Below are 14943 nucleotides of genomic sequence, written 5' to 3' on the forward strand. Positions count from 1 at the left end.
GGCAGGAGTGACCGCCATGGCTTTCGACCCCACCAAGAACAAGCTCTACATCCAGGACGTAACGCTGCGCGACGGCATGCATGCCATCCGTCACCAATATGGCCTCGACCATGTCCAGGCGATCGCCAAGGCGCTCGACCGCGCCAAGGTCGATGCGATCGAGGTCGCGCATGGCGACGGCCTGCAGGGCTCGAGCTTCAACTATGGCTTCGGCGCGCACACCGACTGGGAGTGGATCGAGGCGGTCGCCGATGTGCTCGAGCATAGCGTGCTCACCACGCTGCTCCTGCCGGGCATCGGCACGGTCCATGACCTCAAGCATGCCTATGACCTCGGCGTCCGCTCGGTTCGCATCGCCACCCATTGCACCGAGGCCGACGTTTCCAAGCAGCATATCGAAGCTGCCCGCAATCTCGGCATGGACGTGTCGGGCTTCCTGATGATGAGCCATATGTCCGAGCCCGACGCGCTCGCCCAGCAGGCCAAGCTGATGGAAAGCTATGGCGCGCATTGCGTCTATGTCACCGACAGCGGCGGCGCGCTGACGATGGACGGTTATGCCGCCCGCTGCCAGGCCTATGACCGCGTGCTCAAGCCCGAGACCCAGCGCGGCGTCCACGCCCACCACAATCTCTCGCTCGGCGTCGCCAATTCGATCGTCGCGGTCCAGAACGGCGTCGTCCGCGTCGACGCGAGCCTCGCCGGCATGGGCGCGGGCGCGGGCAACGCCCCGCTCGAAGTCTTCATCGCCGCCGCGGACGTCCATGGCTGGAACCATGGCTGCGATCTCTATGCGCTGATGGACGCCGCCGAGGAGCTGGTCCGCCCGCTGCAGGACCGCCCGGTCCGCGTCGACCGCGAGACGCTGACGCTCGGCTATGCCGGGGTCTATTCATCCTTCCTCCGCCACGCCGAAAAGGCCGCCGCCGAACATGGCCTCGACACCCGCGCGATCCTGGCCGAGCTCGGGCGGCGCAAGATGGTCGGTGGCCAGGAAGACATGATCGTCGACGTCGCGCTCGACATGGTGAAGGCGCAGAAGGAAGGGGTGTAATGTTTGTGTTTCAGCTTTGCTGAAACATGCGGTTCCGGCCCGCTCCCCCGCCCAACCTCCGATATCATATCCTGGATCGGGAGGTTGGGCGGGGGAGCGGGCCGGAACCGCCTATCCGCGCGAGCGGATCAACTAATGACTCCGCCCGAAGTCGGGCGCCGCATCATCCTGGCCCTGCTCGATGATCGAACGGCGGACCGCGCGGGTGCGGGTGAACAGGTCGAACAGCGCGTCGCCATCACCCCAGCGGATCGCGCGCTGGAGCGCGGTCAGGTCCTCGCTGAAGCGCTGGAGCATTTCCAGCACCGCTTCCTTGTTGTTGAGGAAGACGTCGCGCCACATCGTCGGGTCCGACGCGGCTATGCGGGTGAAGTCGCGGAAGCCGCCCGCCGAATATTTGATCACCTCGCTCTGGGTAACCTCCTCCATGTCGGACGCGGTGCCGACGATGGTGTAGGCGATCAGGTGCGGCAGATGGCTGGTGACCGCGAGCACCAGATCGTGATGCTTGGGGTCCATCGTTTCGACATTGGCGCCCAGCCGTTCCCAGAAGCTCGCCACCCGCTGCGCCGCCGCCGGATCGGCGCCCTCGGGCGGGGTGACGATGCACCAGCGCCCCTGGAACAGCGTCGCGAAGCCCGCATCGGGGCCGCTCTTCTCGGTACCCGCAACCGGGTGAGCGGGGATCACGGTCACACCCGGCAGCGCCTCGCCCAGCGCCGCGAGCACGCTCGCCTTCGATGACCCAACGTCGCTGACGATCGCGTCGGCGGGCAGGTCGGCGGCGATCTCCGCACCGACCGCGCCCATCGCGCCGACCGGCACGCACAGGATGACGAAATCGGCGTCGGTCACCGCGGCCCCCGCGGTGTCGGTGACATCGTCGACGAAGCCGAGCTGGCGAACGCGCTCGCGCACCTGCGGATCTGCATCATGGCCGGTCAGCCGCACCGTGGGCATCGTCGCCTGAACCGCGCGCGCGATCGAGGAGCCGATCAGCCCCAGCCCGATGATGGTGACGCGGGCGAAGGGCAGCATCAGCCCGCCGCCTCGACCAGCTTGCGCAAGCTCGCGGTCAGGCCCGTGATCTCCGCCTCGGTGCCGATGGTGATGCGCAAGGCCTGGGGCAGGCCCTGCCCCGGCAGCCAACGGACGATATAGCCGGCGTCCATCAGGCCATGATAGGCAGCCTCGGCGGTCAGCGCGCCTTCGAACAGCACCAGCGAGAAATTGGCCTTGCTCGGCACCGCGCGCAGGCCCTTATTGCCCAGGCTGGCGATCTCGCCCTCGAACCAGGCGCGCCATTTCAGATTATGCGCGCGGCTGCTCTCGACGAAGCCGGTGTCGCCGAGCGCGGCGATTGCCGCCAGCTGCCCGGCGGTGGTGATGTTGAACGGCGCGCGGATCTTGTGAAGCGCCTCGATCACCGGGGCGCTCGCATAGCCCCAGCCGATCCGCTCGGCGGCCAGACCGAAGATCTTCGAGAAGGTGCGGGTAACGAGAACGTTCGGCGCACTCTGCGCCAGCGCGAAGGCGCCGTCGTCATCGGCGGGCTCGAGATATTCGGCATAGGCCTGATCGATCACCAGCAGGCAATCGGCCGGGGTCGCGGCGTGAAGGCGCGCGATGTCAGCGGCGGGCGAATAGGTGCCGGTCGGATTGTTCGGATTGGCGACGAAGATCACCCGCGTCTTCGGGGTGATGGCGGCGATCAGCGCGTCGATGTCGGTGGCATAGTCGCGGTCGGGCGCGACCACCGGGGTGGCGCCGACGCGCTCGGCCGCGATCGGATATACCGAGAAGCCGTAGCGCACGAACAACACCTCGTCGCCCAGCCCGGCATAGGCCCCGGCGGCGAGGTGGAGGATCTCGTCCGATCCGGTGCCATAGATGACCCGCGCCGGATCGAGCCCGTTGGCCGCCGCAATCGCCTCGCGAAGCGCCGCCGCGGAGGCGTCGGGGTAGCGGTCGAGCGACAGCGCGCCTTTGGCGAAGGCGGCACGCGCCGCTTCGCTGGTGCCGAGCGGATTCTCGTTCGACGACAGCTTGGCGACCTTGCGGCCGTCATCGGTCGTCGACCGCCCCGGCACATAGGGGGCGATCGCGTCGATCCAGGGCTTAGGGGCAAGCGTCTTCGTCATGGGCGAGCGCTTTAGGGGGGATGCTGCTTCGCTGCAACATTACGCCGCCATTGCGGGCGGCCCGCGCAAGCCCTATTCCGCACCGCGATGACCGACGACAGCCTCTTTGGCCTTGCCCGCACCGTTTCGCTTCCCGGCCCGCTGCGGCTGGACGGCGGCGCGCGGCTGGGGCCGGTCGAGATCGCCTATGAGACCTATGGAGCGCTGAACGCCGACGGATCGAACGCGATCCTGATCTGCCACGCCCTGACCGGCGACCAGCATGTCGCCTCGACCCACCCGCGGACCGGCAAGCCGGGCTGGTGGACCCGCATGGTCGGCGCCGGCAAGCCGATCGATCCGGCCCGGCACTTCATCGTCTGCGCCAATGTACTGGGCAGCTGCCTCGGCAGCTCGGGCCCGGCCACGATCGATCCGAAGAGCAGCGCGCCCTATGCGATGCGCTTCCCGGTGATCACCATTCGCGACATGGTCCGCGCGCAGGCGATGCTGCTCGACCATCTCGGCGTCGGCACGCTCAGCGCGGTCGTCGGCGGGTCGATGGGGGGAATGCAGGTGCTCGAATGGGCGGCGACCTATCCCGATCGTGTCCGCTCGGCGGTGGCGATCGCGACGGCGGCGCGGCATTCGGCGCAGAACATCGCCTTCCATGAGGTCGGCCGCCAGGCGATCATGGCCGATCCGAAATGGAATGGCGGCGACTATTACGCGACCAACGATCCCCCCGCCGCTGGCCTCGCCGTCGCGCGGATGGCGGCGCACATCACCTATCTGTCCGAAGCGGGGCTGACCGAGAAATTCGGCCGCCGCCTCCAGAAAAGGAATGCCAAAAGCTTCGGCTTCGACGCCGATTTCCAGATCGAGAGCTATCTGCGCCATCAGGGGATCAGCTTCGTCGACCGGTTCGACGCCAACTCCTATCTCTACATCACCCGCGCGATGGACTATTTCGACCTCGCCGAGGAGCATGGCGGGCTGCTCGCCAACGCCTTCAACAAGGCGACGCGCTTCTGCCTGGTCAGCTTCGACACCGACTGGCTCTACCCGACCGCCGAATCGCGCGCGATCGTCCACGCGCTCAACGCCGCGGGCGCGCCGGTCAGCTTCGTCGAACTGTCATCGCCCTTCGGTCATGATGCTTTCCTGCTCGACGTGCCCGAGCTCAACCGCGTCGTCGACGGCTTCCTGCGCGCGGGAGAAAACGCATGAGCGAATTGCGTCCCGATCTCGCGATCATCGCCGACCATGTCGTGCAAGGGTCGCGCGTGCTCGACGTCGGCTGCGGCGACGGCGAGCTGATGGACGTGCTGCGCGGCAAGGGTTGCGACGCGCGGGGGATCGAGATCGATCCGGCCAATGTCAGCCTGGCGGTGGGGCGCGGCCTGTCGGTGGTGCAGGGTGATGCCGACACCGATCTGGTCAACTATCCCGACAACGCCTTCGACTATGCGATCCTCAGCCAGACGCTGCAGACCGCCCGCGCGCCCGATCAGGTGCTGACCGAACTGATGCGGATCGGCCGCCACGCCTTCGTGTCCTTTCCCAACTTCGCCTATTGGCGGGTGCGGCTCAGCCTCGCCTGGGGCGGACGGATGCCGGTGACGGCGGCCTTGCCGGTGAGCTGGTACGCGACCCAGAACATCCACCAGCTGACGATCGACGATTTCCGCGCCTTCGTTAAGGAACGCGGCATCACGGTGGAACAGGCCTGGTTCCTGACCGGCGCCCGACGCTGCGGCGATGCCGCCGCAAATCTGCGTGCCGAACATGCGGTGTTCTTGTTGCGGCGGTAGAATAAATCCTCCCTGGCGACGGTGAGGAGGATCCTCATGCTGTCCCACCGTCCTGGACTCCCACCACCGACGGCCTTTGGGTCAATCCGGCATTTGCAAAGGCCTCCGGAGGCCAATCAGCGGATCATGCGCGCGATGGCGACGCCGACGCGCTGACGATCTCTTATGCAGGGGACGTCTCCGGCTGCATCGCAGGGGTGGCGATCAGGCCTGCGCCAGCCGGTCCCCCGACGGGCTGCCCCGCCGGTTCCGCAGCATATGGCCCACCAACCCAAAGCCCAGGATCAGCATCATCCAGGTCGCCGGCTCGGGCGCGGTGCTGACCACCTGTCCGATGAAGTCCTGGTTGCCGTTGACGGTAAGCGCGGTCAGCCCCTGCGCCTGCGGCGCGGAGGACCCGGCAGTGCTGACATAGTTGAGATAGCTCTGCGCCAGGTCCATCACCTGCGTCGTGTTCGCGCCTCCGGGGGTGCTGAAATAGGTATTGCCGGCGGTCACGCTGAACGGATTGGTCGGCAGTTCGCTGACGATCTCCCACAGCGCGACCTGCAGCGCCGAAGCCTGGATCGCGGTCATCGGCGCGGACAGGTCGGGCGCGTAATTCCCGAACAGCTGGGCGATCTGCAGCGCCTTGGCCGCGCCGATTCCGCCCGCGATGCTGCTCTTGGCGGCCTGGGCCACCGGGTCGACGGTGAAGCTGTAGCTCGCGTTCAGCGCAGCGTCTTCATAGGGTTCGACGCAAAAGGCGAAGAAGGTGGTCGCGGTCGGGCCGACAAGATCGATCGTCGACGTGCCGCCGGTCTGGGTGAAGGTGGACATGCCGTTCAGCACCTGCGCCGCGAAGGAGCTGCCGTTAGGCCGCACCGCATGCAGCGTGATCGTATCGCCCGATCCGACGCTGTTCAGCGTGCCGATGATGGTCGCCGCCGTCGCGCCGGTCGAAGACCAGGCGGCCATCGCGATCAATGCGGCCCGGATAAGGCCCTTCGTCAGATTGAACATTGCATATCCCCAACACAGTCTGCGGCTCCCCCTGAACCGCCGGCCGACAGGCCACTGTACCGGAAAGATGTTAAGCAAGACTTGGGCCAGATGGCGATTTTCGCAATTTCCGACGATCGCCCAACTCTGTGCCGCCGACCGTTGTAATTTTTTCCGACACTATTCGCGCGTTTCTAACCCCGCAGCCGGGTCAGGTCGAAAGCGTCGACCGTCACCCAGCCGTTGACGTAATTCACATAAAAGATCGCGAACACCGCCGCCGAGACGATCGTCGTCCACAGCATCGTCCGCCCCACGGAGAAGCGCGGCGGCGCGCTTTCCGCCTGGCCAGGAACATGCACGTCAGGCTCGGCGCTGCTCCGCAGACGGAAGGGCAGCACAAGAAAAAGGCAGCCCCACCAGAACAGCAAGTAGATCGCGATCATCGAAGTGAGTTTCATCGGCGCGTCCTCAAATCCGGATGATCGACACGTCGACCACCGGCTTCTTGCCTGTCCAGGCAGTGGCGCGACGGCGCACGGCGAGGCGGATCGATTCGCGCAGCTTCGTCTGATCCTTTCCGCCCTTGGCAACCGCATCGGCCGCGGCGTCGCGCGCTTCGTCGAGGAAATCCTCGCGATCCTCCTCGACCGGCAGGCCCTGGAGCAGGATCGCGGGCTCGCCACGCAGCTGGCCCTTGCCGTCGATCGCCACGGTGACGCCGATCACGCCATATTGCGCGGCACGGCGGCGTTCGTTGATCGTCGTACCATCGGCAGGCAGGATCACGTCACCATCGAGCACGAGGCGGCCGACCCGTTCATGGCCGATCGCGCGCGGCCCGTCAGGGGCCAGACGCACCACCGTGCCGTTGGTCTGGACGATGCCATGCGGCACGCCCAGCCCCTTGGCGAAGCGCGCCTGCTCGGCCATGTGGCGCAACTCGCCATGGACCGGCAGGATCGTGTCGGGCCGGATCCAGCCATACATCGCCTTGAGGTCGGGCCGCCCGGGATGGCCCGAGACATGGACCTCGGCCTGACGCTCGGTGACCATCTCGATCCCCTTGGCGGCAAGCGCGTTCTGGATACGGCCGATCGCCAGCTCGTTGCCAGGAATCTGCTTCGACGAGAAGACGACGGTGTCGCCGTCCGACAGCTTGATCGGATGGCTGTCGAAGGCGATGCGCGACAGCGCGGCGCGCGCCTCCCCCTGCCCGCCGGTGGCGATGATCATCACCTCGCGGCGGGGCAGCTTCATCGCCTCGTCTACGTCGATCGTCGGCGGGAAATCCTTCAGATAGCCGCTCGCCTTGGCGACGCGGATGATCCGGTCGAGCGAGCGGCCCGCGACGCACAGCTTGCGCCCCGTGTCCTTCGCCACCTCGCCGAGCGTTTGGAGGCGCGCCGCGTTCGACGCGAAGGTCGTCACCAGCACGCGCGCCTCGCACGCTCCGATCACTTCGTCCAGCCCGCGGCGGACATCAGCTTCGGAGCCCGAGGCCTCTTCATTGAACACATTGGTGGAATCGCAGACCAGCGCGAGGACGCCTTTGTCGCCGATTGCGGTCAGCTCCTCGGCGGTGGAGGGCACCCCAAGCAGAGGCTGTTCGTCAATCTTCCAATCGCCGGTGTGGAAGATGTTACCATAGGGCGTCTCGATCAGCAGCGCATTGCCCTCGGGAATCGAATGCGCGAGCGGCACATAGGTGAAGCCGAACGGGCCGAGCTGGAAGCTGCCCTCATTGTCGATGATGTTGAGCTCGACCTTGTCGGCGATGCCCTCTTCCTCGAGCTTGAGGCGGATCAGCTCGGCGGTGAATGGCGTCGCGTAGAGCGGCACGCCGAGGTCACCAGCGAGATAGGGGATCGCGCCGATATGATCCTCATGGCCATGGGTCAGCACGATGCCGAGGAGATCGTCGGCGCGTTCCTCGATAAAGGCGAGATCGGGCAGGATCAGTTCGACCCCGGGATAGCCGGGATCAGCGAAGGTCAGGCCGAGATCGACCATCACCCATTTGCCCTGGGTGCCGTAGAGATTGACGTTCATCCCGATCTCCCCGGAGCCGCCAAGCGCCAGGAAGAGGAGTTCGTTACCAGGTTTTGTCACGTATTTATTTGTCCTAATTCTATATTCTTACTTCGCGCCCTCGTGGCGGCGATAGAGAATGCCGAGCCCCTGGATCGTCAGATCGGGTTCGATGGCGTCGAATGCGTCGCTATGGCGTTCGAACAATGTCGCGAGGCCCCCGGTGGCGACCACCTTCACGGGGCGGCCGACCTCGGCCTTCATCCGCGCGACCAGTCCTTCGATCATCGCGACATAGCCGAAATAGATGCCGATTAGCATCTGGTCCTGCGTGGTCCGTCCGACGACGCTGCCGCTCTCGGGTGCTTCGATCGCGATACGGGGCAGTTTTGCCGCCGCTGCAACCAGCGCGTCGAGCGACAGGTTGATTCCCGGGGCGATGATCCCGCCCTTATAGGCCCCCGAATAGTCGACCACGTCGAAGGTCGTCGCAGTGCCGAAGTCGATCACGATCAGGTCGCCGGGATAGAGCTTGTGCGCCGCGATCACGTTGACCGCGCGATCCGCGCCTACGCTGCGCGGCTCGTCGACGTCGAGGGTGATCCCCCATTCGACCGGCGCGCGCCCGGCAACCAGAGCCTCGACCCCGAAATATTTCGACGCGAGCACCTCCAGATTATGAAGCGCGCGTGGAACCACGGTGGCGATGATCACCGCGTCGACATCCTTGCGATCATAGCCTTCGAGCAGCAGCAGCTGGTGCAGCCAGACAGCATATTCGTCGGCGGTGCGGCGCGCGTCGGTGGCGATCCGCCAACGCGTCTTGATCGCGCCGCCATCCACTAGCGCGAACACGATATTGGTATTCCCTGCGTCGATCGCAAGCAGCATGGTCGGTCGATTCCCGTTCAGTCGCGCGCGCTATAGCAGGAAAACATCGCCTGCGTGCACAAGATGGAGACGGCCATCGGCGGTCTTGAGACGAAGCGCGCCCGTACCGTCGAGCCCGTCATAGAGTCCGTCGAGCACGCCTTCGGGCGCGCGCACGCTCAGCGCGGTGCCGACGGGATGCGCCCGCGCCTGCCAGCGCGCCAGCACCACCCCCAGCCCTTCGCCGCGCCAGCGCGCCAGCCAGGCGGCGAAACTCGCCGCCAGTTCCTCGGCGAAATCGCCCGGATCCGGCGCGGACAGGCCGAGCGCGGCGAGGCTGGTCGCCAGGCGATCGATATTCGCGGGATGATGCGCCAGATTGACGCCGATCCCGACGACCACCGCATCGTCGACGCCTTCGAGCAATATCCCCGAAATCTTCGCGCCGTCGACGAGCAGGTCGTTGGGCCATTTGATCATCAACCGGTCGGCGCCGAGCCAGCCCTGGAGCAGCGCGTCGAGCGCCACCGCGGCAACCAGCGCGAGGCTGGGCGCGGGCGGATCGCCGGCCATCCGGCGCACCAGCGTCGATGCATAGAGATTGCCCGGCGGCGACACCCAGGCCCGCCCCTGCCGCCCGCGCCCGCCTTCTTGCCGGTCGGCGCGCAGCCATGTCCCCTCGGCCACGCCGTCGCGCGCGAGCGCCGCCATGTCGTCATTGGTCGACGCGGTGCTGGCAACGTGGCGGATCGGGCTCAACCGTTTCTCCTTCAACCGTCATCCTGAACTTGTTTCAGGATCCACCCCGGATCTTGGGACATGCTCTTGTGGAGGAGTGGATGCTGAAACAAGTTCAGCATGACGGTCGGGATATCGTCGAACCTAGAACAAAGACCGCGCCGCATTCATGCTGGCGACATCGAGCAGCGGGATGGCGAGATAGCCGAGCGGCGAGACCGCCAGCGCCGACAGCGTGATCAGCCCGCCTTCGAGCTTGGACGCGGCCGGAGCATATTCGGGGGCGGGATCGTCGAAATACATCGTCTTGACGATCTTCAGATAATAGAAGGCGCCGATCACCGATGTCGCGATGCCGACCATTGCCAGCGGCCAGAAGCCGTTGCGGACGAGCGCGTCGAACACCAGGAATTTCGGCCAGAAGCCGAACAGCGGCGGGATGCCGGCAAGGCTGAACATGAAGATCGCCAGCGCCGCGGCCAGACCCGGGCGGCTGCGCGACAGGCCCGACAGGCTCGCGATCGTCTCGACCGGCTCGCCGCTCGCGTCGCGCATCTGCAGCACGCACAGGAAGCTGCCCAGCGTCATCGCGACATAGACGGCCATATAGGTCATCGTCGCGGCGACGCCCTCGGGCGTTCCGGCGGCGAGGCCGAACAGCGCGAAGCCGACATTGTTGATCGACGAATAGGCGAGCAGCCGCTTGATGTTCGACTGGCCGATCGCGGCGACGCCGCCGAGGATCGTCGAGGCGAGCGCCGAGAAGATCACGATCTGCCGCCAAGCATCGGTGCCAGACCCCAGCGCATCGACCGAGACGCGCATCAGGAGCGCCATGCCCGCCACCTTGGGGGCCGAGGCGAAGAAGGCGGTGACGGGGGTCGGCGCGCCTTCATAGACGTCGGGGGTCCACATGTGGAACGGCACCGCCGATATCTTGAAGGCGAGACCCGCGAGGATGAACACCATGCCGAACAGCTGGCCGGTCGTGATGCCCTTGGCGAGCGAGTCCGAAATGCCTGCGAACATCGTCGTGCCGGTGAAACCGTAGAGCAGCGAGATGCCGTAGAGCAGGATGCCCGAGGCGAGCGCGCCGAGGACGAAATATTTGAGGCCCGCTTCGGCCGAGCGGCTGTCGCGGCGCATGAAGCTGGCGAGCACATAGGCCGACAGCGACTGCAGCTCGAGCCCGACATAGAGGGTGAGCAGGTCGCCCGCCGACACCATCATCCCCATGCCGACCGCGGAAAAGAGGATCAGGATCGGATATTCCGCGCGCAGAGCACCCGCGCGGGCGAAGAAGCCCGGCGCGATGATCACCGATACCGCCGCGGCGATATAGATGAGCAGCTTGGCGAAGGAGCCGAAATTGTCGGCGATATAGAGGCCGTCGAAGCCCGGGCCACCATTGCCGGCCGGGCCGAGCAGCGCGAAGCCCGCCGCGGCGAACAGCGCGACCGCACCCCAGCCGATCGCGCGGGCGAGGCCGTCGCCGCCAAAGGCCGCGACCATGAGGAGCGCCATCGCGCCGATCGACAGGATCAGCTCGGGCATGGTGAGCGCGAGGGAAGCGGTCATCGACATCAGTGGTGCGCCTCCGCGCTGGATTCATGGGATTGCAGTAGACCCAGCACCGATCCTGGCTTTGCCGCGACTGCCTCGCTTGGGGGCTGCATCTTTCCATCAACGGTGGTGCTGCCGTCGGCATAAAGAAGCTTGTCTTTAAACCTGATGCCTACTTCCGAGACCTTGGCGTCGCCCTGTGGCGCGTTGGGCGCGAGCCGGGCGAGGATCGCGCCGACATCGTTGCGCATCGGCGCCAGGAAACTTTCGGGATACACACCCATCCACAGCACGCCCGCCGCAATCGGCACGAGCAGCGCCAGTTCGCGCGGCGTCAGATCGGGCATCGCCGCCGCATCGGCGTTGCGCGATGCGCCATAGCAGACCCGGGCGTAGAGATAGAGCATATAGGCCGCGCCGGTGATGATGCCGGTGGTCGCGACCAGCGCGACCCAGCTCGACGCCTCATAGGCACCGACCAGCGACAGGAACTCGCCGACGAAATTGCTGGTGCCGGGCAGGCCGACAGAGGCCATGGTGAACAGCAGGAACAGCATCGCATATTTGGGCATGTTGTTCGACAGACCGCCATAGCGGGCGATCTCACGCGTGTGCAGCCGGTCGTAGATCACGCCGACGCACAGGAACAGCGCGCCCGAGACGAGGCCATGGCCCAGCATCACCATCAGCGCGCCTTCGATCCCCTGGCGGTTGAAGGCGAACAGGCCGATCGTCACGAAGGCCATGTGCGCGACCGACGAATAGGCGATCAGCTTCTTCATGTCCTCCTGGACCAGCGCGATCAGCGAGGTGACGACCACCGCGACCATCGACAGGCCCATCACCAGCCACATCAGCTCGGCCGAGGCGATCGGGAACATCGGCAGCGAGAAGCGGATGAAACCGTAGCCGCCCATCTTCAGCAGCACGCCCGCCAGGATCACCGAGCCCGCGGTGGGCGCCTGAACGTGCGCGTCGGGCAGCCAGGTATGGACCGGCCACATCGGCATCTTCACCGCGAAGCTCGCGAAGAAGGCGAGGAACAGCCAGGTCTGCGCCTGTGCCGGGAAGTCATAGGCCATCAACGTCGGAATGTCGGTCGACCCGGCCTCGTTCGCCATCCACAGCATCGCGATCAGCATCAGCACCGATCCGAGCAGCGTGTAGAGGAAGAATTTATAGCTGGCGTAGATCCGGTCCGCGCCCCCCCAGATGCCGATGATCAGGTACATCGGGATCAGGCCGGCCTCGAAGAATATGTAGAAGAGGAACAGATCCTGCGCCGCGAAGACGCCGATCATCAGCGCCTCCATCAGCAGGAACGCCGCCATATATTCGGGAACGCGCTTCTCGATCGCCTCCCAGGACGCGGCGATGCAGATCGGCATCAGGAACACCGACAGCACGATCAGCAGCAGCGCGATGCCGTCGATGCCCAGCGCCCAGGCGAAGCGCCCGAACAGGTCGACATGCTCGACGAACTGCCACTGCGCGCCGCCGATCTCATAGCGATTCCACAGCAGCACGCCGAGCGCGAGATCGAGCAGGGTCGCGAGCAGCGCGATCCAGCGCGCGCCCTTCGCTCCCGCGAACAGGCTGGCCAGCGCCGCCAGCAGCGGCAGCGCGATCATCACGGTAAGGATCGGAAAGCCCATTGCGTCAGCCCACCATCGCCCAGGTCGCCGCGGCGGCGAGGCCGAGCAGCATCACCAGGGCATAAGTATAGAGATATCCCGACTGCGCCGCCCGCGCCGCCGTGCCCGCGCGAACGACCACATGGGCGATGCCGTTGGGGCCGAAGCGGTCAATCGTGCCCTGGTCGCCCTTCTTCCAGAAGACGCGGCCGAGCCAGAAGGCCGGAACGACGAACAGATAATGATAGAGTTCGTCGAAATACCATTTGTGCAGCAGGAAGTCGTACAGCACCCGGAACTGTGCGGTGAAGCGCGCCGGGATCGTCGTATCGACGATGTACGCCCATAGCGCGATCAGGAAACCGGTGACCATCACGATCGTCGCCGACCATTTCACCCACCATGGCACTTCGTGCATCGCGTGCATCAGATGCTCGTTGAAGGCGATGCTGCCCGCCCAGAAGGCGCCGCCATGGTGCGAATCGATGAAATAGGGCGCCCAGATGAAGCCCGCGAAGATCGCGCCGAGCGACAGCACGACGAGCGGGATCAGCATCGGCAGCGGGCTCTCATGCGGATGATAGCCGGCATCGCCCTCGACAGCATGCCCGTGGCCGTGGCCATGATCATGGCCATGCGCGTGCGGATCATGCCCGGCATCTTCCTCGGCGGGGGCGTCATGATCATGGCCGTGGCCATGGGCATCGTGCACCGCATGCTGGATATGCTCGGAACCCGCCCAGCGCGGCTTGCCGAAGAAGGTGAGAAAGACGAGCCGCCACGAATAGAAGCTGGTCAGCAGCGCGGCGAACACCGCGACCGCATAGGCGATGCCGCCCGAGGTCGATCCGTTGGCGAAGGCCGCCTCGATGATCGCATCCTTCGAATGGAAGCCCGCGAAGCCCGCGACGCCGACGATGCCGACGCCGGTGATCGCGAGGGTGCCCGCCATCATCGCCCAATAGGTGAGCGGGATGTGCTTACGCAGGCCGCCATAATAGCGCATGTCCTGCTCATGGTGCATCGCGTGGATCACCGAGCCTGCGCCCAGGAACAGCAACGCCTTGAAAAAGGCGTGGGTGAACAGGTGGAACATCGCCGCGCCATAGGCACCGACGCCCGCCGCCATGAACATATAGCCAAGCTGCGAACAGGTCGAATAGGCAATGACGCGCTTGATGTCTGTCTGGGTCGTGCCCACCGTCGCGGCGAACAGCGCGGTCGCGGCGCCGACGAAGGCGACGACGTGCATCGCGGTCGGGCTGACCTCGAACATCGGCGACAGGCGGCACACCATGAAGACGCCCGCGGTCACCATCGTCGCGGCGTGGATCAGCGCCGACACCGGGGTCGGGCCTTCCATCGCGTCGGGGAGCCAGGTGTGGAGGCCGAGCTGCGCCGACTTGCCCATCGCGCCGACGAACAGCAGCAGGCAGAGCAGCGTCATCAGGTCGACGCGCTGGCCGAGGAAACCGATCGACGCATCGGCATAGGCCGGGGCAGCGGCCAGGATCGCGGGGATCGAGACGGTGCCGAACACCAGGAAGGTGCCGAAGATGCCGAGCGAGAAGCCGAAATCGCCGACTCGGTTGACCACGAAAGCCTTGATCGCGGCGGCATTGGCGCTGGGCTTGTGATACCAGAAGCCGATCAGCAGATAGGAGGCGAGGCCGACGCCTTCCCAGCCGAAGAACATCTGGACCAGGCTGTCCGACGTCACCAGCATCAGCATCGCGAAGGTGAACAGCGACAGATAGGCGAAGAAGCGGGGCTGGCTCGGATCCTCGGCCATGTAACCCCAGCTATAGAGGTGGACGAGGCTCGACACGCTCGTCACCACCACCAGCATCACCGCGGTCAGCGTGTCGACGCGCAGTGCCCAATCGACGGCGAGATCGCCCGACTGGATGAAGGTGAGCACTGGATGGACATGCGCGGTCAGCGAACCGCTCATGAAGCCGATGAAGATCGGCCAGCTCATCGCGCAGGACGCGAACAGCGCACCGGTGGTGACCAGCTTGGCCGGTACATTGCCGATCAGGCGGTTGCCCAGCCCTGCGACGATCGCCGCAAGCAGCGGCAGGAAGACGATTGCAGTGATCACCGCCGGCCCTCCAGCCTGCTGGAGGGAGTCGCGT

At 65.8% G+C, this 14943-nt stretch carries 13 protein-coding genes; 3 read left to right on the plus strand and 10 right to left on the minus strand.

What is annotated here, in order from left to right; translation table 11 throughout:
- Positions 1-16: 16 nt before the first annotated feature.
- Positions 17-1054: a 4-hydroxy-2-oxovalerate aldolase gene (gene dmpG / locus ASE00_RS18065; protein ID WP_056382922.1), complete on the plus strand. Its 1038-nt coding sequence runs from the start codon at positions 17-19 to the stop codon at positions 1052-1054.
- A 132-nt stretch (positions 1055-1186) separates the two neighbouring features.
- Here dmpG and ASE00_RS18070 read toward each other — a convergent pair whose 3' ends face one another.
- Both ASE00_RS18070 and hisC read right to left on the minus strand, forming a co-directional pair.
- Positions 1187-2092 carry a prephenate/arogenate dehydrogenase family protein gene (locus ASE00_RS18070; protein ID WP_056382924.1) on the minus strand — a complete coding sequence of 302 codons (906 nt, stop codon included), beginning with the start codon at positions 2090-2092 and terminating at the stop codon, positions 1187-1189.
- On the minus strand, positions 2092-3195 hold the full coding sequence (gene hisC, locus ASE00_RS18075; protein ID WP_056382926.1) for a histidinol-phosphate transaminase: 1104 nt from the start codon (positions 3193-3195) through the stop codon (positions 2092-2094). The genes ASE00_RS18070 and hisC overlap by 1 nt, the downstream gene beginning before the upstream one ends.
- An 87-nt stretch (positions 3196-3282) precedes the next feature.
- Between hisC and metX the strand changes: the two genes are divergently transcribed.
- Positions 3283-4404 (plus strand): homoserine O-acetyltransferase MetX, encoded by a 1122-nt coding sequence (gene metX / locus ASE00_RS18080; protein ID WP_056382928.1) that lies wholly within the window; start codon positions 3283-3285, stop codon positions 4402-4404.
- The gene (metW, locus tag ASE00_RS18085) at positions 4401-4988 is read left to right on the plus strand and encodes a methionine biosynthesis protein MetW (protein WP_056382930.1); all 588 of its coding nucleotides are present in this window, start codon (positions 4401-4403) and stop codon (positions 4986-4988) included. The genes metX and metW overlap by 4 nt, the downstream gene beginning before the upstream one ends.
- A 204-nt stretch (positions 4989-5192) precedes the next feature.
- On the opposite strand, the gene ASE00_RS18090 is transcribed toward metW, so the two are convergent.
- The 8 genes from ASE00_RS18090 to nuoL all read right to left on the minus strand — a co-directional run bounded on the left by ASE00_RS18090 (position 5193) and on the right by nuoL (position 14909).
- Positions 5193-5990 (minus strand): PEPxxWA-CTERM sorting domain-containing protein, encoded by a 798-nt coding sequence (locus tag ASE00_RS18090; protein ID WP_056382932.1) that lies wholly within the window; start codon positions 5988-5990, stop codon positions 5193-5195.
- Between the two features lie 173 nt (positions 5991-6163).
- The gene (locus ASE00_RS18095; RefSeq protein ID WP_056382934.1) at positions 6164-6430 is read right to left on the minus strand and encodes a DUF1467 family protein; all 267 of its coding nucleotides are present in this window, start codon (positions 6428-6430) and stop codon (positions 6164-6166) included.
- 10 nt (positions 6431-6440) lie between these two features.
- Positions 6441-8021 (minus strand): ribonuclease J, encoded by a 1581-nt coding sequence (locus tag ASE00_RS18100; protein WP_056382937.1) that lies wholly within the window; start codon positions 8019-8021, stop codon positions 6441-6443.
- Positions 8022-8108: 87 nt separating this feature from the next.
- On the minus strand, positions 8109-8891 hold the full coding sequence (locus ASE00_RS18105) for a type III pantothenate kinase (protein WP_056382938.1): 783 nt from the start codon (positions 8889-8891) through the stop codon (positions 8109-8111).
- 30 nt (positions 8892-8921) lie between these two features.
- Positions 8922-9581, minus strand: coding sequence for a biotin--[acetyl-CoA-carboxylase] ligase (locus ASE00_RS18110; protein ID WP_056383369.1), 660 nt, complete (start codon positions 9579-9581; stop codon positions 8922-8924).
- Positions 9582-9752: 171 nt separating this feature from the next.
- A complete protein-coding gene (gene nuoN / locus ASE00_RS18115; RefSeq protein WP_056382941.1) occupies positions 9753-11192 on the minus strand; it encodes an NADH-quinone oxidoreductase subunit NuoN in 1440 nt (479 codons plus the stop codon).
- Positions 11192-12826, minus strand: coding sequence for an NADH-quinone oxidoreductase subunit M (locus ASE00_RS18120; protein WP_414819864.1), 1635 nt, complete (start codon positions 12824-12826; stop codon positions 11192-11194). Before ASE00_RS18120 ends, nuoN begins: the two co-directional genes overlap by 1 nt.
- A gap of 4 nt (positions 12827-12830) precedes the next feature.
- Positions 12831-14909: an NADH-quinone oxidoreductase subunit L gene (gene nuoL, locus ASE00_RS18125; protein WP_056382943.1), complete on the minus strand. Its 2079-nt coding sequence runs from the start codon at positions 14907-14909 to the stop codon at positions 12831-12833.
- Between the last annotated feature and the right edge of the window lie 34 nt (positions 14910-14943).

The sequence above is a fragment of the Sphingomonas sp. Root710 genome (genome assembly GCF_001429065.1).
Taxonomy (GTDB): Bacteria; Pseudomonadota; Alphaproteobacteria; order Sphingomonadales; family Sphingomonadaceae; genus Rhizorhabdus.